This window comes from Bacillus sp. OTU2372, from assembly GCF_038440275.1.
Lineage (GTDB): Bacteria > Bacillota > Bacilli > Bacillales > Cytobacillaceae > Neobacillus > Neobacillus bataviensis_B.
Map to the genome: position 1 here is coordinate 50,179 of NZ_JASATK010000023.1, position 17,882 is coordinate 68,060.

A 17,882-nucleotide genomic window follows, 5' to 3' on the forward strand; every position below is an offset into this window, starting at 1 on the left:
TCTTTCCACAAAACTTTTTTTTAGATTTCCCTATTTAAAGTAAATAATTTGTAGTTGAAAAAAATAGATAGGTGAGAATAATAATATTGACTGAGTAGAGGTGGAAGATATGATTGTGAAACTAGGGTATGTAGCGATGAGTGTAGAACTACAGCACGCATCCCCCTCTCAAACCATGACGTTTGCCCAATTCTCCAAAATAAAGGACCGTGAAGCTGCGATTCGGAAATTAGAAAGGATTGCTGAATCTAATTTAGAGAATTGTCTGCGCCTCCTTAAGCATAATGTAGGGAATGATATTCAGTTTTTCCGATTTAGCTCACGGCTGATTCCACTCGCCAATCATGAGGATTTACTTGATTGGGACTATATCAAGCCTCTGAAAGAGCCACTTGAAAAATTAGCCGATTTTTTAAAGGAGCACCCTGCGAGAATTGATTTCCATCCTGATCATTTTGTTGTGTTGAATTCATTAGATAAGGATATTTTAAAAAACTCACTTAAGACCTTATCGATGCATGAGGCTCTCTTGAAGGGAATGGCAATCAATCCCGAGCATCGTTGTGTCCTGCATATTGGCGGAGGGTACGAGGATAAAGAGAAAGCGCTGGAACAATTTATTCATAATTGGGGATATATTAAGCCCGGTATTCAAAAGATGATTATGTTAGAAAATGATGATACTACTTTTACAGTTAAAGACACGTTATATCTTTGTGAGAAGTTAGGAATTCCGATGGTGTTTGATTACCATCACCACCTTGCAAACCACGAAGAGGAGGGTTGGGTGTCTGATTGGGAACGGGTTGTTACCACTTGGAAACATTCCGCCCTGCCGATTAAAATGCATATTTCAAGCCCGCGATCGAAGAAGGAGTTTCGAGCGCATGCCGATAACGTTGATCCGGAAATGTTTATGACGTTTGTAAATGAAATAAAGGGGAGTGTGCCGGAGATTCATTGTATGATTGAAGCGAAGCAAAAGGATGGGGCACTGTTTCAATTGGTTCGGGATTTGAAGGAGCGCGGGGGATTTAAGTGGCTTGATCAGACTAATTTTGTGGTGGAGTAGGGGATGAAGGACGAAATGTGGAGAACTGAGATCGGTTTTGTCTTTCATCAGGAGAATGAAGGACAATTTGTGAAGTGCCAAGCTCGGTACTGTCCTTCATTCCCCGAAAGAATACTCAATCTCTAAGACAAAACAAAAGTGGCCCCTCAACGAAGGGCCACCTCAGTCAACAAAACTTAAGCACGATAAGTCCTGCTGTAAACGGTATACTTATTAACCTTTTCCAAATTAGTCTCATACCCAATCCCTGGAGAAGTCGGAACCGTAATCTCACCGTTTTGAACGGTTACTTCAGGTTCAATAATATCCTCAGCCCAATAAAGCGAAGAAGCAGCAGTATCACCTGGCAGAGTAAAATTCGGCAAAGAGGTAATTGCAATATTATGGGCACGGCCGACCCCGGACTCAAGCATCCCCCCGCACCATACCGGGATATCATTAGCCTGGCAGAAATCATGGAGTTTGCGTGATTCTGTTAACCCGCCAACACGCCCAATCTTAATATTAATAATTTTACAGCTGCCAAGCTTCAAGGCCTTTCGTGCATCCTCGACAGAATGGATACTCTCATCTAAACAAATCGGTGTTTTCATCCTAGCCTGTAAGTCAGCATGATCAATAATATCATTATGGGCCAAAGGCTGCTCAATCATCATTAACTGATAATCATCTAATGCAACCAAACGGTCCATATCATCGAGCGTATAGGCAGAATTGGCATCCGCCATTAACGGAATATCAGGGTATTCCTGGCGAACCCGATCAATTAAAGCAACATCCCAGCCGGGCCTAATTTTCAATTTTACCCGCTTATAACCTTCCTCAAGGCGTTCACCAATCGTTTCTATCGTTTCTTCAATAGAGTCCTTAATTCCAATGCTGACACCAACATCAATTTTGGATCTTTCACAACCAAGAGCACGGGCAAGAGACATGTTCTGTTCTTTTGCATACAAATCCCAAACAGCCCCCTCAATTGCTGCTTTAGCCATATAATTGCCGCGTAAGTGAGCAAACCACTTCTCAAACAGTTCATCGGGATGCTGGATGTCATTTTTTAAAACGATAGGGATCAAATAATCCTCTAGGATATGCCAATTAGTTTTGACAGTCTCTTCATTATAAAGCGGATCGAGCATCGCTACAGATTCGGCCCAGCCTGAGAGACCGTCCTCGTTTTTGACTTCCACCAAAATAAAATCTTTATCATATTCGGTTCCAAAGCTAGTTGTAAAAGGGTAGAGTAAATCTAGTTTTAAGTGTCTTAAAATGACTTGCTTAATCTTCATACCAATAGTCTCCTTTAACTCTTCGGGTTAGTTCCTAGTGAGAATATAGAAATTTACCGGAATCTCCGGATTGCTGATTTTTTTAAAACCGCTGACCTGCCAGCCTTGGTCAAACAGCTCAGAAAAAGCGTCCCTTGTTCGCATTCGCCAGTCACCAGCAAGCTCGATGTCTGTTTCACGAATCGACCGATAGTTTTTGGGGACAGGCACAAATTGAATCGTATTATTATGTAAGTCTTTAAGTGTAAAAGGCAATACAACGGGCTGCCCTTTATCATTTACGTCCCACTGCAGAATCGAGTTCGTCAAAACAAAGTCTTGTTCGAAAGCGTTCCCGATACTATCAACAGATTTTTCGTCACGGATATGCCACTCGACAAGGAAGCGGTCAGATGGGAGTCCACTGTTTAACAAATCTTCCATTTCGCCGTAGCAGTTTGGAAGATAAGTAGAGACCACACCGCCAAGCTTGCCAATGTTCAAATATCCATTAATGCTTTCAAGTGGATCATACGTCCAGGTGATAAGGGAGTAGCCAAGTTTTAATGCTTCATTGCGTTGGGCTAGTTTTAATTTTTCACCTATCCCATTATTACGAAAGTGTTTATCGGTCCCTAATATATGAGAGCAAAGGTAGACAGACTGGCCGTTAAAGCCTGGGAAGCTGTATTGAAACGCAATAAGCTGATTGCCACAATAGGCACCAAGCACTAAACCGCCGTTTTTGACGGCGGTAATGGTTTGGTGTGTGGGAATGGAGTCAGACTCCCCCCATATTTTACTTTCAAGTCTGCGTACTTCTTCTAGCTCTTTTATCGTATACAGGGATCGAATTTCGATTTGTTCCGTTGTCAATGTCAATTCCCCCATTAAAAACTATTCGCGGCTGAAATCCGCATTTTGCAATGGAACCAATTTGGTCTTTTTCACAACCTTGTAGCCAAAATAAGCTAATAGGAATAGAGGAAGGCCAATATAAGATACCAATGCACCGTACCAATCAATTTTTGGACCAAAAAAGGCGCCATAATTTTGACCGAAGACAGCTACTAAGCATAAAACTGTTGCTAGGATTGGTCCAAGCGGGAACCATTTTGCTACATATGGTAAATCTGATAAACTTCTTCCTTGCGCAATATAAGCTTTACGGAAGCGGTAGTGTGAAATAGAAATTCCTAACCATGATAAGAATCCTGCTAAACCAGAGGCATTCAATAGCCAGCCGTAAACAGTGCCATCACCGAACAGAGAAGTAAGGAAACAAAGCATACCAATCATGGTTGATACCAATAAAGCATTAGTAGGAAGACCTTTTTTGCTTACTTGCTTTAAGAACGAAGGAGCTTTGCCTTCCTTCGCCAAAACCCATAATACACGTGATGCAGCATATAGTGCAGAGTTACCTGCAGAAAGTACGGCGGTAAGAATAACGGTATTCATTAAGGCGGCAGCAAAGGCAAGGCCGGCATTTTTAAAAACTAGTGTAAACGGACTTACTGCCACGTCTTTGACATCTGTGCTTAATAATAATGGATCTTTGTAGCTTACTAAACAGCCGATAATAAAAATCGCTAAAACGTAGAATAATAAAATTCTCCAAAAAATCTGTTTAATCGCCTTTGGCATGTTCTTTTCCGGATTTTCACTTTCACCAGCCGCAACCCCGACAAGTTCTGTGCCTTGGAACGAGAAACCGACAATCATGAACACACTTAAAATCGAAAGGAATCCGCCTTTAAATGGTGCTTCGCCTTTTGTAAAGTTTTCGAAGCCGCCTGTATGGCCCTTCATGATTCCAAAAATCATTAATAAACCTAACACAATGAATATAATAATTGTAGCAACCTTGATAATTGCAAACCAGAATTCAGATTCACCGTAACCCTTTACAGATAAAATATTTAATCCAAATATCAACACAAGGAAGATGGCACTCCAAACAATCCCTGGGACATCCGGAAACCAATATTTCATAATCAGTGAGGAAGCTGATAATTCAAGGGCAACAATAATAGCGTTGTTATACCAATAATTCCAGCCGACTGCAAAGCCAAGAGCAGGGTCGACAAAGCGGTCCGAATACGTGCTGAACGAGCCGGTGATTGGAATAAACGCCGACATTTCTCCTAAGCTTGTCATAATAAAATAAACCATAATTCCGGCAATTAAATAGGCTGCAAGAGCTCCACCAGGACCTGCGTCCGCAATCGTTGCACCACTTGCTAAAAATAATCCCGTACCAATCGTTCCACCGATGGCAATCATCGATAGGTGTCTAGTCTTTAACTTTCTTTCCAAAGGTTCTTGAGCTTTAATTCGCTCAATGGTTGTATCTATTTTACGTGCTGTATCTTCCATTGCACAACTCTCCTAATTGTTTTTTAAGTTTCTTGTAATGCTGTTAACAACGTTTGTGTTAATATTTTCGTTCCATATATTAATGCATCTAGATTAAATTTCATTTCGGGATGATGTAACCCCGGTGTTAAACCGCAGCCTAAACCAATCATCGTAGCAGCAAGACCGGGATTTTTCGCGGTGTAAAAATGAAAGTCCTCAGCCCCTTGGGAGATACAGACCGAAACAACATTTTCTTCGCCGAGTACCTCTTCAATGGCCTTTTCCGCCATTTTCATCGCTCTTTCGTTTTTAACAGCGGCGGGAACAAATTCCTCCATAGACCAGGTGAAGGCTGCTCCAGTTTGCTCCGCTGCCAATTCCATCGCGGCTTTAGTCCTCTGATCAAGCAGGGACATAACTTCGTTGGAATGTGCTCTTACATCAAGAGCAAAATGCGCCGTTTCTGGGATTACGTTAGTTGCTTCACTTTCCGTCGTCAGCTGTGTCATTTTAATTGAGTATGGAACATCTGTTTGTAAATCAATTTCCTTAAGGTTCTGCACTAGTAGGGCAGCTGCCTCAATTACGTTGATTCCTTCGTTTGGCCGGGCTGCATGTGCTTGTCGTCCCTTTATATTTCCCCGAATCGTACCGGCTGAACCATGAATAATCACAGGGGAGGCCTTCCGATAGGGAAGCTCACTAACTGGCCGTACATGGGTGCCAAATAATAAGCTGACGTTGTCTAGTGCACCATCGTCCATCATTTTTAGCGCGCCTTCTCCTTTTTCTTCGGCAGGCTGGAAAATGAATCTTAATGTATACTTTGGTTTGAGGTCGATTGAGGCCAGAGCCAGTGCTGTATATAGGACCATTGTGCTGTGTCCGTCATGACCACAGGAATGATTGGGTCTAACCACACCATTCACTTCTTGGACCAATGCATCCATATCTGCCCGCAGTGCCACGACTTGGCCAGAGGTTCCCTGTATTTCAGCGATTATTCCGTAATGATCGTTAAACCTTTTTACGCTGAAGCCGGCCGTTTGCAGTTTTTCTGCAATGTAGCTGGAAGTTTTCTTTTCATGCCAGCTGGGTTCCGCCAGGCAATGAAGCTCTTGATAGGTTGTTAGTAACTCTTCTTTATGCTGCTCAATAAAGTCTAGCGGATTCAAATCTTTTCACCTCTTAAACTTCTAATCCTATTCATTAAATACATTAAACGTTGTATAAAGCTTCTCCAGTTTTTGCTGATAGGATAATATCCGCTCCTGATCTTTCTGTTGGATTCCCACTATCACTAAATCTAATAAACTAATAACCGATGCAATGGAGTTCGTGCCTGTTTCGGCATTTTCCTCAGTAGTTAGTATGATGTCGGAAATTCTTCCCGCAGGAGATAGAAGGCGATCGGTTATCGAGATAAGGGTAATTCCATTCTCTACTGCACACTCAGCAATTTTTATGGTTTCATTGGAATAGCGTGGAAACGAAAACACAACAACAACTGAGTCTTTAGTCAGATTGGAAAACTTTTCGAAAAAGTCTCCTGACGTTGAACATAGATTTACCTGTTCTCGAATGGTACTCAACATATAGGAGAACCAATAGGCGGCCGCATGAGAAATGCGGTGGCCTGTGATTAAAATTTGGTCTGCCTTGATTAACGCCTCAACGGCTTTCCATATCTCTTGGATATTTGCAGTGTCTAGCAGATTCCTTAATATATCAATCTGGTTTTCTATAACCTTTGTAAAAACATGTTTATCTGTCGGTTGAATCGGGGCGGCAGCCGCTGCGGTTTGGTTTTGCAATAGCATCTGCCGCTGAATGAGATCCTGCATTTGGCTAAATCCTTGAAATCCTAATGCGTATGAAAGGCGGATGACGGTGGTTTCGCTAACCGATGCCTGCTGACCAATTTGAAAAGCCGTCTTAAAGGCAGCCTTATCTAAATTATCAATCAGGTAATTGGCAACTTTCTTTTGCCCTGCCGATAAATGGTTAAATTGATCCTTAACTAATTGTTTAAAGGGAAGTGGCTCCATCTTATCCACCTTTCTAAAAGAAGGGAATCCTTCACTTCATATAAATGTTGCAGTAAATACTTTTTATTTTTATACGTTATCATAAATAAATATAAATTAAAAGATTATTTGTTGATATTTTTTTGTGTATTCATATGGGATATATTGATACTAGAGAAAGTTTTTTCCTAACGATTTGGAGGAGGCTATAATTTGTTAGCAAAACCGCAAAATACAATCTCAAGGAAGGCATTAACGGTCTGGAGAATTTCCGGTGTGATTAGGTCAGTGATTGGCTGGACGATAACTGCAGTAATTCTGTTATTATTAGATGTTTTTGATGCCCCTTTTTGGATTTCCATTATTTTAATAACCCTGGGAGTGATTTTTCCTCTCTATCATATAGTAATTTCTCCACTCTTTAGATGGAAGAGCTGGAGATATGAGGTACGTGAGGAAGAAGTGGAACTGGAGGAGGGGATCTTTATTAAAACACGGACACTAGTTCCGATGGTTCGTGTGCAGCATGTCGATACTATTCAAGGACCGCTTTTAAGAAAGTATAAATTAGCCTCTGTTCTCATACATACAGCAGCAACGGCACATGAAATCCCTGCTTTAGAAGAAGATGAAGCAGAAAAACTGCGAAAGTTTATTTCAAAATTAGCAAGGGTGGCAGAAGAAGATGTCTGAACCAAAACGACTTCATCCGGTTGCCAGCATTGTCACGACTGGAAAAAGAATAAGAAATCTCATCCTCCCCATGATTTTTCTCAACATCTCTGGGGGACGGGATAGTAAAACATCATTGCTCATCTCTCTAATTCTATCCTTGATAGCGGTTCTTATTACCCTCTTTACGGGAATCTTGTCCTGGATGCGGTATACCTATCGATTTGAGGAAGATGAGCTGCGGATTGAATATGGTGTATTCCTTCGTAAGAAACGATACATTCCGTTCGAACGGATTCAGAGCATAAACATAACGGAAGGGCTGCTGCAGCGATTATTTGGACTTGCTAAGGTGGAGATTGAGACAGCGGGCAGCGGTGATGAGGCAGAAGCCGTGCTATCGGCAATACCAAAAGGGGAAGTTGCACAGATTCAAGCACATGTCAATGCGGCTAAACAGGATGCTCTTAAAACGACCGCGGAGATAAAGCCGATGTTTAAACTTACTACACAGAAGTTACTCTTGCTTTCCTTGACATCAGGTGGGATGGGGGTAGTGATTTCTGCTGTTTTTGCGATTTTTCCACAGCTAGATGACTTAATCCCTTATAAAAAGGTATTTGGCGGCGTAGAAGCATGGGCTGTTCATAATATAATGCTCATAACGTTCATTGTGTTTTTAGGATTTTTATTATTATGGATTATTTCGTTAATGATCACGATGCTTAAGTATGCAGGTTTTACGGTTGTTCAGACAGAAACGGATTTCGTTATTTCACAAGGCCTTCTGGAAAAAAAGCAAATGACGATTCCGCTGAATAGAATTCAAGCCGTCCGAATCAGTGAAAATCTGATTAGACAAATGCTGGGGCTTGGAACGGTATACTTGGAAAGTGCAGGAGGGTCCTCTGCAAATATAGAGGGAGCAAATGTTATGCTTTTGCCTATCGTAAAAGTAAAGGATATTCCAGCTATTATTGGTCCCTATTTACCGGAATATGAAATGACGGAAGTTTTTAAGCCATTACCAAGACGGGCAATGTGGAGGTATATTTTTCGCGGCTGGTACGTGGCCATACCGATTGTGTTACTTTCATTGATTTTTTTTAAGAGCTGGGGATTGCTTTCTCTAGTCTTACTCGTGCTTGTGACGATCAGAGCCTATTTAAACTATAAATCAGCAGGCTGGGGATTAAGCCGGGAACAGCTTAGCTTGAAATTCCGGAGTTTTAAGCGGACCACCATTTATATGAGGAAAAACAAGATACAAAGTTTAGAGGCGGGCGTTAGTTATTTTCAAGATAAAAAGGAACTTGGAACGCTTGAAGTCTTTGTCAAGTCAGGGGCTGTCAATACAGGAGGCCGTGTGGTCGACATGGATCAGGCTGACCTTCAGAGCATTTATAGATGGTATTCACGGGAGGATGAAATAGGGAGCGGCCCGGAATAAACATGGTTACTCCCTTTAAATGTTCTTTTTGCTTATATTATTTCCAAAACCCTAGAATGGCTAGGATGATTATCACAGCCCAGATTAGCACTTTTACTGGGGATTGAAGGGAGACATTTCTCCTTTGACTGCTGGCCCAAGAAGCAGTAGTCTGAATGGAATCTGAAAGATCTTTTTTATTAAAGTATGGAATAGCGCCCACTAGAAAGCCACCCATTAATCCAAACAGATGAGCAACTACATTAATATTGGGCTGCAGGAAGGTCATAATTAAGCTGACTGCACAGAGAACGAGAATAATTTGTGCATTTTGCTGGGACATCATGCTCTTTCTAAAGATAATAATGGCAATATAATAGCCAAATAGGCCAAAAATGGCCCCGCTTGAACCAACGTGGGTATAGGTCAACGGCTCAAATATTAGTGTAGCCACATTAGCAGCGAAACCGGAGAAAAGGTAAATGAATACAAATTTGCCGCTCCCCAGCATCCGTTCCAAAGCTGGTCCAAATAGGATAAGGGAAAAACTATTAAACAGCATATGCGAAAAACCGCTATGCATAAAAGTAGGAGTGATTAGTCTCCAAACTTCTCCTTCCATAATATAAAGATTCACGCCTGAGAGAGTCTCAAAGATCCAATTGTTTGGGAATATGGGAAGAATGGTTAAAAGGTATAATACTAAGTGAATTGTTGTAATTAGAGAGACCATCGGATAAAAGCGGATAAATTCACGAAAACTTTCGGTTCTGTTAAATATGGTTAAAACCCCCTTTCAATTACATCTTAACCGTTTTTTGGTCTTGTACACTATTATGCTGACTGTAAATTAAATAGAAGGATGATAAACCATGATTAAAGGAATTGGCATTGATATTATTGAATTGCATAGAATTCGCGAATTAATCAACAAGCAAAGCAAGTTGGTCGATCGGATCTTAACGGTTGACGAAAAGAAAAAGTATGAAGACTTATCTGAGTCAAGAAAAGTGGAATTCTTAGCTGGAAGATTTGCAGCAAAAGAAGCCTTTTCCAAGGCATTTGGGACTGGAATAGGACGAGAACTATCTTTTCAAGACATGGAGATTGAGACGGATGGCTCCGGAAAACCGTTTTTTCGAAAACCAGAGGTTCAGTCACATTTGTCTATTTCACATAGCAGGGAATATGCTGTTGCTCAAGTGGTGATAGAAGGTTAAAAGGTATTAATAAGTGGCTCGAATAACTAACCATATTTGACTTCAATACTATCTAGCTGCAGCGCCTAGGGGCTCGGGGGCCTGATCAAGGCGCTTCCTTCCGCTTCAATTTTGCTGTTTGTAAGAATAATCCCCATGGTTGTCTCATATATTCATAGGGAAATAGGAGAGACAAGGTCAGCTATGGTTTATAAGCCTGATTCCTGCCTTTCTCTTCTTTGATAATCATATGAAATGAGACAAGAAGGGGTTGAAGGAATGAGGAAAAAGTTTTTACTGCTTATTACAGGGCTAATGTTCATGTTCGTGCTAGCTGCCTGTGGATCAAAATCACAAGACGATGTGGTAAAGGAGCTAACAGGTAAGCAGAGTGATTTAACCAGCTATAAAGTGAATGCGAAAATGACGCTGAAAATGGGCTCGGATTCGCAAGTTTATAATGTTGAAATCTGGCATAAAGATCCTACCTTCTATCGCGTTAATTTAAAAAATGCTGAGAAAGACCAAAGTCAAATGATCCTAAGAAATAAAGAAGGTGTATTTGTTCTTACACCGGCATTGAATAAAAGCTTCCGTTTCCAAAGTGATTGGCCGCAAAATAGCAGCCAAGCATATTTGTATGAATCTTTAATAAAGGATATTGTGGCGGATAAAGAAGCTAAATTTTCTTCAACAAAGGACTATTATATCTTTGAGACAAAGACACGTTATCAAAATAATAGTATGCTTCCATATCAGGAGATTAAACTGAATAAAAGTGATTTATCGCCTGCTGTAGTCAAAGTAATGGACCCTGACCGGAATCCCCTTGTAACGGTGGAGTTTTCAAAGGTGAAATTTAATGCTGATTTTGACAAGGACGATTTCGATATGAAAAAGAATATGACACGGGCACAATTGAATTTACCAGCAATGGCAAATGGTAAAAATAAAGATCAGTCATTCACGATTAAGTATCCAACGTTTGAGTTAACAGGCACTAAATTACTTGAAGAAAAGACAGTCAAAATTGAGGATGGTAAGCGGGTTGTCCTTACCTATGATGGTAAAAAATCCTATACACTTGTGCAGGAAAAAGTATCGACAAAGGTTGCCTCCGCAAATCCAACGCTTATGGAAGGTGATATTGTTGATTTAGGCGCAACAATTGGGGCGCTGTCGGATCATTCGCTTTCATGGTCACAAGGCGGTGTTGATTATATGATCGCATCGAAAAACCTGACCAGGGATGAGATGGTTGAAATAGCGAAATCTGTTCAAGGTGACTCCGTAAAATAATAATCAAACTAAAACAGGCCTTGTGCCTGTTTTTTGGCGTTTATAAGTAGTATGATATTTTTGAACAAAAAAGCGGCCATCCGCTTAAAATAAATTATCATAATCCAATTTTGTGGTAAAATAAAAAAATGCATTTTAACTAGGAAGTGGACAGATGGAAGAGCAAGTCTATTTTTATCGAGATACATGGGCAGAAATTGATTTGGATTGTATCGCTGAAAATGTATCTTCTGTAAAAAAACATTTACCAGGTCAAGTGGAAATTATTGCGGTGGTAAAAGCCAATGCCTATGGTCATGGTGATGTTCAAGTAGCCAAAACAGCCCTTTCAGCGGGAGCAAGCTTTCTTGCTGTGGCTTTAATGGATGAAGCGGTTGCACTTAGACATAAAGGAATAAGTGCCCCCATTTTGGTTTTAGGAGCAACTCGGCCTGAAAATGTTCAAGTGGCAGCCAAGTATCAAATATCCCTTACCGTTTTTCAAAAGGAGTGGCTTCAGGAGGCACAAAAACATTTGTCTGTTGGTGATAAAGTTTCTCTGCATATTAAAGTGGATACTGGAATGGGAAGAATCGGCGTCCGCAGCCGTGAAGAATTATCAACCGTAGAACAATTGATTTTAGGGGATAAACGATTTCAATTTGAAGGAATCTTTACTCATTTTGCCACAGCAGATGACTTGGATAACCGTTATTTTCAGCAGCAATTAGCGTTATTTGAAGATTTGTTAAAGGTGTTAACGAAGCGGCCGAAGTATATTCATTCCAGCAATAGTGCGGCAGCAATCAGATTTCCTAATGCCTATTTTAATGCGGTCCGGCTTGGAATTGCCATGTATGGTCTCACACCATCTCTTCAAATGGAAAAAGAAATTCCATTCCCATTGAAAGAGGCCTTTTCATTGCAAACGAAGCTTGTCCATGTGAAGCAGGTTAAAAAAGGGGATAAGATCAGCTATGGGGCCACTTACGAAAGTAAGGAAGATGAGTGGATTGGCACTATCCCAATTGGTTATGCTGATGGATGGATTCGCAGGCTGCAAGGGCAAGAAGTGTTAGTGGACGGAAAGCGTTCGCCAATTGTCGGGAGAATTTGCATGGACCAGTGCATGGTTCGTCTACCTGCTAATTTGCCTGTTGGAACAACCGTCACGCTAATTGGCCGGCAGGGTCAGCAGTTCATTTCTATAAATGAGATTGCTGCAAAGCTTGAAACCATTAATTATGAAGTCCCATGTATTATTACCAATCGTGTGCCGCGACTTTATAAAAAAGAGGGCAAAATTGTCGATATAAAAAATGGCCTGCTTAATAATTCACAGGTTTAAATACAGAAATGTAAACATATTTATGATATTGCGGTAAATTGTGCATAAAAGCATCTTTTATTGGCTTATAATACAGTAGAATTATATTTAGTCTATGAATTGGGCTTGATTAGTGTTATTATTGAATATGGTACAGATATTAAATTTAAAACTCGCTGATGACTTACCGCGAAGGGGCGCAGACAGAAGTGCAGTTAAATTTAAGCATCAGAATGAAATTCTGGTTAGATAAAAATGGTGTGTAGTGATGGTGGAGGTGTATGTTTGTGTCTGAAACTGGCGCAACTACGGAAATCTTAGTGAAGTTACCGCAACATCTTTTAACTGAGTTAGATGGTTTCGTTAAGCAAGAAAATGTGAACCGCAGTGAATTTATTTACCAAGCAACAAAAATGTATTTACGCGAACGGAAAAAGAGACAAATTCGCGAGTCGATGAGACGTGGATACATGGAAATGGCAAAAATCAATCTTAGAATTGCATCAGAAGCATTTTTAGCAGAATATGAGGCAGAACACACAGTTGAACGTCTTGTAAGCGGAGGATAATCCTTTGATTGTCAAGCGTGGTGACGTTTATTTTGCGGACCTATCCCCAGTTGTTGGTTCTGAACAAGGCGGCGTCCGACCAGTACTTGTCATCCAAAACGACATCGGGAATCGGTTTAGTCCCACAGTGATTGTTGCAGCGATTACAGCTCAAATTCAAAAAGCTAAGCTTCCTACTCATGTCGAAATTGATGCGAAGCGCTACGGATTTGAACGTGACTCGGTCATTCTGCTAGAGCAAATTCGTACAATTGATAAGCAGCGGTTAACCGATAAAATCACCCATCTCGATGACGAAATGATGGAGAAAGTGGATGAAGCCTTACAGGTAAGTTTAGGTCTCATCGAATTTTAGTTTAAAGTACGCTCTTTTAAAAGAGCGTTTTTTCATACATAACCTGCCTCTGTTTTTTCTGCCTATGAGCAAGCTGATTCTAGCTTGCTTTTCTTTTTGTCAAAAGGTAAATAGGGGCTTTTGATGAAACCATTACCCTAATTTGATACAATAAAATGAAAAAAGAGTGGAGGATTGTTTCGTGAACGATACAGCTGTAAAAGATAATCAGCTCTTAGGTAAAATTGCCGCTGAGCTGACTATATCCTATAAACAAGTAAAAAGTGTTATTTCCTTGCTTGATGAAGGAAACACGGTTCCTTTTATTGCTCGTTACAGAAAAGAAATGACTGGAGCCCTAGACGAGGTGCAGATTCGGACAATCTTAGAACGCTGGCAGTACATTCAAAACCTTGAGCAAAGAAAAGAAGAAGTCTTGCGAATTATCGAAGAACAAGGAAAATTAACCGATGAATTAAGCAAAGACATTACAAAGGCTGAGAAGCTTCAAGAAGTAGAAGATTTATACAGGCCTTATAAACAAAAACGAAGAACAAAAGCGACTGTGGCTAAAGAAAAAGGATTAGAACCATTTGCAGAGTGGCTGATGACGTTTCCTAAAGACAACATCGAGCAAAAAGCAAAAGAGTTTCTATCGGAGGAAAAACAAGTTCTTACGATTGAAGACGCGATTGCAGGAGCTAAGGATATTATTGCAGAAATGGTTTCTGATGATGCTGAAGGACGTAAATGGATTCGTAAAGAAACTTTTAAATCCGGCACAGTTGCATCTGGTGTAAAAGATGCAGAAAAAGACGAAAAGAATGTCTATGAAATGTACTATGAATATGAAGAGCCGGTTAATAAAATTGTCCCACACCGAATTCTTGCTTTAAATCGCGGTGAAAAGGAAGACATTTTACGCGTTTCGATAAAGATGAATGCAGATATGATTACGGCCTATCTATCGAGAAAGTGGATCCGTGGCCAGCATTCGCCTGCCGCTCCAATAGTACAGGAAGCGATAGAGGATGGTTATAAAAGATTAATTCAGCCATCCATCGAACGGGAAATCCGTGCCGAGTTAACGGAAAAGGCGGAAGAGCAAGCTATACATATTTTTTCGGAAAATCTTCGTAATTTGCTGTTGCAGCCTCCTTTAAAGGGAAAAGTGGTCATTGGTGTAGACCCAGCTTATCGGACAGGCTGTAAATTAGCGGTCGTCGACGAGACTGGGAAGGTGTTAAAGATTGATGTCATCTATCCACATCCGCCTGTTTCAAAAACAAAAGAAGCACGTGAAAAGTTTATTAACATTCTCCGTGAGTATAAAGTAGAAATGGCGGCAATCGGTAACGGTACTGCATCAAGGGAAACAGAACAGTTTGTCGCTGATATTTTAAAAGAAATGGATGATGACATCTTTTATCTCATCGTCAACGAGGCAGGTGCCAGTGTCTATTCAGCCTCCGACCTTGCTAGAGAAGAGTTTCCAAATTTCCAAGTTGAAGAAAGAAGTGCTGTTTCGATTGCGCGACGCCTGCAGGATCCATTAGCGGAATTGGTGAAAATTGACCCAAAATCAGTTGGGGTTGGTCAGTATCAGCATGATGTTACCCAGAAGCGTCTTTCTGAATCGCTGCACTTTGTGGTAGAAACGGCAGTTAACCAGGTCGGTGTGAATGTGAATACCGCGTCTTCTTCGTTACTACAGTATGTGGCAGGATTAAACAAAACCGCTGCCAATAATATTGTTAAAAAGCGCGAAGAGGAAGGTAAGTTTACGAGCCGAGTGCAATTAAAGAAGGTACCTCGTTTAGGGGCAAAAACCTATGAACAAGCCATCGGTTTCCTGCGTGTGCTCGATGGTAAACAGCCACTTGACCGGACCGGGATTCATCCTGAAAACTATGATGAGGTTAAAAAGTTATTAACAAGTCTAGGTTTTACAGCAAATGACTTAGGTTCAGAAGAGTTAAAGACGGCACTAAACGGTCTTGATTTAAAAGCAGTTTCTGAAGAATTATCCGTAGGTGAGTTAACCTTAAAGGATATTATTGATGCTTTAGTAAGACCGGAACGAGATCCGCGTGATGATTTACCTCGTCCGCTCCTGAAAAAAGATGTCTTAAAGCTAGAAGATTTAAAAGCAGGAATGGAACTTCAAGGCACCGTCCGGAATGTTGTGGACTTCGGTGCGTTTGTAGATATTGGTGTCAAACAGGATGGGCTTGTTCATATATCTAAGCTCAGCAATCGTTTTGTCAAACATCCTTTGGACATTGTTTCAGTAGGTGATGTCGTTACGGTTTGGGTGGACTCTGTAGATATGAAAAAGGGCCGTGTTGCTTTAACTATGCTCCCGCCATCTTAAAATATTAGAAGCGCCTATAGTCAGAAAAAGGCTCGGGGATTATAGGCGCTGTAACTAGAGGAACACTGCTTTTAGGAGCAGTGTTTTTTTCTGTAAAAAAACCAGCACTGGTTTAGCAGTTTAATCTGATAGCGGTCCTTCTCATAGAAAGCCCTTTTCATTTGGTTTTGCAACCAAGTTGGCATAGTGTAAAACCTCCCGAAAAGTACATCATTAATTAAGGGTATATACAATATATGCTATAATAGGTTGTCATGTTCGCTAGAAAGTGGGGAACTGTAAAAATGGAGCAGAAAGAACTTCAATTATTAGTTGAAAAGATATCTCTTGAATACTTTGGTAAGCCGTTTAAACATACAGCGTCGTTTAATCCAAGATTACGGTCAACAGGAGGGAGATATCTTTTAAGCACCCATAATATTGATATCAATAAAAAGTATTTAGAACAGCTGGGAGAGAAAGAGCTAATCGGCATTATTAAGCACGAGCTATGCCACTATCACCTTCATCTTGAAGGCAGGGGATATCAGCACAAGGACCAAGATTTTAAGATTTTATTAAAGCAGGTAGGTGCACCCCGCTTCTGCAGCCAACTACCTGAAAGAAATGTAAAACGAACAGCGAAAAAAATACTTTTTTATCAATGCGCAAGCTGTAAGCAAATCTACCAAAGAAAAAGAAGTATTAACACTTCCAAATATGTGTGTGGTAAGTGTAGAGGCAAATTGTTAAAAGTTAAAGAGATGCAATTATAATTCTTTGTTAATTTGGTTATAATTTTTATGTAAAAATAATGTTGACTTTATAGTTATGGGTCTTTATAATGTAAAGAGTCGATAGGGCAAACGCCTTATTGAGAAAAGAAATATTGATTTTTCCGCAGTAGCTCAGTGGTAGAGCTATCGGCTGTTAACCGATCGGTCGTAGGTTCGAGTCCTACCTGCGGAGCCATTCATATGGGGAAGTACTCAAGAGGCTGAAGAGGCGCCCCTGCTAAGGGTGTAGGTCGGGTAACCGGCGCGAGGGTTCAAATCCCTCCTTCTCCGCCATATATTATTTCGGCCCCTTGGTCAAGCGGTTAAGACACCGCCCTTTCACGGCGGTAACACGGGTTCGAATCCCGTAGGGGTCATCAGGGATGGGGAGTGACATTGATTCATTTCCTGTTTCTTTATCTCTAAATGATTATGGGCTATAGCCAAGCGGTAAGGCATCGCACTTTGACTGCGACATGCGTTGGTTCAAATCCAGCTAGCCCAGCCATTTTATTTTTTATTTAACTAAGTATGAGCCATTAGCTCAGTTGGTAGAGCATCTGACTTTTAATCAGAGGGTCGAAGGTTCGAGTCCTTCATGGCTCACCATTCGATTACCATTTGCGGGTGTGGCGGAATTGGCAGACGCACCAGACTTAGGATCTGGCGCCGCAAGGCGTGGGGGTTCGACTCCCTTCACCCGCACCATAAATTACCTCTTGAATTAATTAGAATATAATGTTATTATTGAATTTGTCGCTAATTCATATGCGGTCGTGGCGGAATGGCAGACGCGCTAGGTTGAGGGCCTAGTGGGGGCAACCCCGTGGAGGTTCAAGTCCTCTCGGCCGCACCAAAAAAGTTGTTGACAAAGCGGAATTGCTTTGATACAATTTAAAAGTTGCTTTAAAAATAAGCGCCCTTAGCTCAGCTGGATAGAGTGTTTGACTACGAATCAAAAGGTCGGGAGTTCGAATCTCTCAGGGCGCACCACTTTAACGGGAAGTAGCTCAGCTTGGTAGAGCACTTGGTTTGGGACCAAGGGGTCGCAGGTTCGAATCCTGTCTTCCCGACCATTTACATTTTTATATGCGGGTGTAGTTTACTGGTAAAACCTCAGCCTTCCAAGCTGATGTAGTGGGTTCGATTCCCATCACCCGCTCCAAATTGTTCTTTGAAAACTAAACAAACAAAAACGTCAACAAACAATATTATTA

The 17,882-nt window shown here is 40.9% G+C and carries 17 protein-coding genes and 10 tRNA genes; 20 read left to right on the forward strand and 7 right to left on the reverse strand.

What is annotated here, in order from left to right:
* Positions 1-109 precede the first annotated feature (109 nt).
* The gene (gene uvsE / locus AAHB15_RS24540) at positions 110-1,072 is read left to right on the forward strand and encodes a UV DNA damage repair endonuclease UvsE (RefSeq protein ID WP_335572738.1); all 963 of its coding nucleotides are present in this window, start codon (positions 110-112) and stop codon (positions 1,070-1,072) included.
* Positions 1,073-1,248: 176 nt separating this feature from the next.
* On the opposite strand, the gene menC is transcribed toward uvsE, so the two are convergent.
* From menC to AAHB15_RS24565, 5 genes are read right to left on the reverse strand one after another with little or no spacing between them, the layout of a single operon-like run.
* Positions 1,249-2,361, reverse strand: coding sequence for an o-succinylbenzoate synthase (menC, locus tag AAHB15_RS24545; protein ID WP_335572737.1), 1,113 nt, complete (start codon positions 2,359-2,361; stop codon positions 1,249-1,251).
* Between the two features lie 27 nt (positions 2,362-2,388).
* Positions 2,389-3,216, reverse strand: a complete 828-nt coding sequence (locus AAHB15_RS24550) for a GNAT family N-acetyltransferase (protein ID WP_335572736.1) — start codon at positions 3,214-3,216, stop codon at positions 2,389-2,391.
* 21 nt (positions 3,217-3,237) lie between these two features.
* Entirely contained in the window at positions 3,238-4,719 is a 1,482-nt protein-coding gene (locus AAHB15_RS24555) for an amino acid permease (RefSeq protein WP_335572735.1), read from the reverse strand.
* Between the two features lie 23 nt (positions 4,720-4,742).
* The gene (locus AAHB15_RS24560; protein WP_335572734.1) at positions 4,743-5,876 is read right to left on the reverse strand and encodes an amidohydrolase; all 1,134 of its coding nucleotides are present in this window, start codon (positions 5,874-5,876) and stop codon (positions 4,743-4,745) included.
* A gap of 27 nt (positions 5,877-5,903) precedes the next feature.
* Entirely contained in the window at positions 5,904-6,749 is an 846-nt protein-coding gene (locus AAHB15_RS24565; RefSeq protein WP_335572733.1) for a MurR/RpiR family transcriptional regulator, read from the reverse strand.
* 192 nt (positions 6,750-6,941) lie between these two features.
* On the opposite strand from AAHB15_RS24565, the gene AAHB15_RS24570 reads away from it, so the two are divergent.
* Together AAHB15_RS24570 and AAHB15_RS24575 are read left to right on the forward strand one after the other, a co-directional pair.
* Positions 6,942-7,421 carry a PH domain-containing protein gene (locus AAHB15_RS24570; protein ID WP_335572732.1) on the forward strand — a complete coding sequence of 160 codons (480 nt, stop codon included), beginning with the start codon at positions 6,942-6,944 and terminating at the stop codon, positions 7,419-7,421.
* The gene (locus tag AAHB15_RS24575; RefSeq protein ID WP_335572731.1) at positions 7,414-8,850 is read left to right on the forward strand and encodes a PH domain-containing protein; all 1,437 of its coding nucleotides are present in this window, start codon (positions 7,414-7,416) and stop codon (positions 8,848-8,850) included. Before AAHB15_RS24570 ends, AAHB15_RS24575 begins: the two co-directional genes overlap by 8 nt.
* A 37-nt stretch (positions 8,851-8,887) precedes the next feature.
* Here the strand turns inward: AAHB15_RS24575 and AAHB15_RS24580 are convergent, their stop codons facing one another.
* Positions 8,888-9,391 carry a rhomboid family intramembrane serine protease gene (locus AAHB15_RS24580; protein ID WP_446715897.1) on the reverse strand — a complete coding sequence of 168 codons (504 nt, stop codon included), beginning with the start codon at positions 9,389-9,391 and terminating at the stop codon, positions 8,888-8,890.
* A gap of 310 nt (positions 9,392-9,701) precedes the next feature.
* On the opposite strand from AAHB15_RS24580, the gene acpS reads away from it, so the two are divergent.
* From acpS to AAHB15_RS24610, 6 genes are all read left to right on the forward strand, one after another.
* Entirely contained in the window at positions 9,702-10,049 is a 348-nt protein-coding gene (gene acpS / locus AAHB15_RS24585; RefSeq protein WP_144568346.1) for a holo-ACP synthase, read from the forward strand.
* Positions 10,050-10,307: 258 nt separating this feature from the next.
* Entirely contained in the window at positions 10,308-11,327 is a 1,020-nt protein-coding gene (locus tag AAHB15_RS24590; RefSeq protein WP_342043544.1) for a LolA family protein, read from the forward strand.
* Between the two features lie 154 nt (positions 11,328-11,481).
* Positions 11,482-12,654, forward strand: a complete 1,173-nt coding sequence (gene alr, locus AAHB15_RS24595) for an alanine racemase (RefSeq protein ID WP_335572728.1) — start codon at positions 11,482-11,484, stop codon at positions 12,652-12,654.
* Between the two features lie 266 nt (positions 12,655-12,920).
* On the forward strand, positions 12,921-13,202 hold the full coding sequence (locus AAHB15_RS24600; protein ID WP_098531723.1) for a CopG family ribbon-helix-helix protein: 282 nt from the start codon (positions 12,921-12,923) through the stop codon (positions 13,200-13,202).
* Positions 13,203-13,206: 4 nt separating this feature from the next.
* Positions 13,207-13,557: a type II toxin-antitoxin system endoribonuclease NdoA gene (gene ndoA / locus AAHB15_RS24605; protein ID WP_007083556.1), complete on the forward strand. Its 351-nt coding sequence runs from the start codon at positions 13,207-13,209 to the stop codon at positions 13,555-13,557.
* 181 nt (positions 13,558-13,738) lie between these two features.
* A complete protein-coding gene (locus tag AAHB15_RS24610; RefSeq protein ID WP_335572727.1) occupies positions 13,739-15,910 on the forward strand; it encodes a Tex family protein in 2,172 nt (723 codons plus the stop codon).
* Between the two features lie 71 nt (positions 15,911-15,981).
* On the opposite strand, the gene cmpA is transcribed toward AAHB15_RS24610, so the two are convergent.
* Positions 15,982-16,095 (reverse strand): cortex morphogenetic protein CmpA, encoded by a 114-nt coding sequence (cmpA, locus tag AAHB15_RS24615; RefSeq protein ID WP_007083554.1) that lies wholly within the window; start codon positions 16,093-16,095, stop codon positions 15,982-15,984.
* A gap of 99 nt (positions 16,096-16,194) precedes the next feature.
* On the opposite strand from cmpA, the gene AAHB15_RS24620 reads away from it, so the two are divergent.
* The 11 genes from AAHB15_RS24620 to AAHB15_RS24670 all read left to right on the forward strand — a co-directional run bounded on the left by AAHB15_RS24620 (position 16,195) and on the right by AAHB15_RS24670 (position 17,830).
* A complete protein-coding gene (locus tag AAHB15_RS24620) occupies positions 16,195-16,665 on the forward strand; it encodes a SprT family protein (RefSeq protein ID WP_335572726.1) in 471 nt (156 codons plus the stop codon).
* Between the two features lie 121 nt (positions 16,666-16,786).
* Positions 16,787-16,861: transfer RNA gene (locus AAHB15_RS24625), tRNA-Asn, on the forward strand.
* A gap of 7 nt (positions 16,862-16,868) precedes the next feature.
* Positions 16,869-16,959: transfer RNA gene (locus AAHB15_RS24630), tRNA-Ser, on the forward strand.
* Positions 16,960-16,970: 11 nt separating this feature from the next.
* A tRNA-Glu gene (locus tag AAHB15_RS24635) sits at positions 16,971-17,042 on the forward strand.
* A gap of 56 nt (positions 17,043-17,098) precedes the next feature.
* Positions 17,099-17,173, forward strand: a tRNA-Gln gene (locus AAHB15_RS24640).
* A 25-nt stretch (positions 17,174-17,198) separates the two neighbouring features.
* Positions 17,199-17,274, forward strand: a tRNA-Lys gene (locus AAHB15_RS24645).
* Positions 17,275-17,288: 14 nt separating this feature from the next.
* Positions 17,289-17,373: transfer RNA gene (locus tag AAHB15_RS24650), tRNA-Leu, on the forward strand.
* 62 nt (positions 17,374-17,435) lie between these two features.
* A tRNA-Leu gene (locus tag AAHB15_RS24655) sits at positions 17,436-17,521 on the forward strand.
* A 60-nt stretch (positions 17,522-17,581) separates the two neighbouring features.
* Positions 17,582-17,658 (forward strand) — tRNA-Arg (locus tag AAHB15_RS24660).
* A 6-nt stretch (positions 17,659-17,664) separates the two neighbouring features.
* Positions 17,665-17,741, forward strand: a tRNA-Pro gene (locus AAHB15_RS24665).
* A gap of 15 nt (positions 17,742-17,756) precedes the next feature.
* Positions 17,757-17,830, forward strand: a tRNA-Gly gene (locus AAHB15_RS24670).
* Positions 17,831-17,882: the final 52 nt, after the last annotated feature.

Excerpts from the sequence above, each read along its gene's own strand:
- uvsE (WP_335572738.1), top strand. The coding sequence starts at position 110 with ATGATTGTGAAACTAGGGTATGTAGCGATGAGTGTAGAACTACAGCAC.
- menC (WP_335572737.1), bottom strand. The coding sequence starts at position 2,361 with ATGAAGATTAAGCAAGTCATTTTAAGACACTTAAAACTAGATTTACTC.
- AAHB15_RS24555 (WP_335572735.1), bottom strand. The coding sequence starts at position 4,719 with ATGGAAGATACAGCACGTAAAATAGATACAACCATTGAGCGAATTAAA.
- AAHB15_RS24565 (WP_335572733.1), bottom strand. The coding sequence starts at position 6,749 with ATGGAGCCACTTCCCTTTAAACAATTAGTTAAGGATCAATTTAACCAT.
- AAHB15_RS24575 (WP_335572731.1), top strand. The coding sequence starts at position 7,414 with ATGTCTGAACCAAAACGACTTCATCCGGTTGCCAGCATTGTCACGACT.
- AAHB15_RS24580 (WP_446715897.1), bottom strand. The coding sequence starts at position 9,391 with ATGCTGTTTAATAGTTTTTCCCTTATCCTATTTGGACCAGCTTTGGAA.
- acpS (WP_144568346.1), top strand. The coding sequence starts at position 9,702 with ATGATTAAAGGAATTGGCATTGATATTATTGAATTGCATAGAATTCGC.
- AAHB15_RS24590 (WP_342043544.1), top strand. The coding sequence starts at position 10,308 with ATGAGGAAAAAGTTTTTACTGCTTATTACAGGGCTAATGTTCATGTTC.
- alr (WP_335572728.1), top strand. The coding sequence starts at position 11,482 with ATGGAAGAGCAAGTCTATTTTTATCGAGATACATGGGCAGAAATTGAT.
- cmpA (WP_007083554.1), bottom strand. The coding sequence starts at position 16,095 with ATGCCAACTTGGTTGCAAAACCAAATGAAAAGGGCTTTCTATGAGAAG.
- AAHB15_RS24620 (WP_335572726.1), top strand. The coding sequence starts at position 16,195 with ATGGAGCAGAAAGAACTTCAATTATTAGTTGAAAAGATATCTCTTGAA.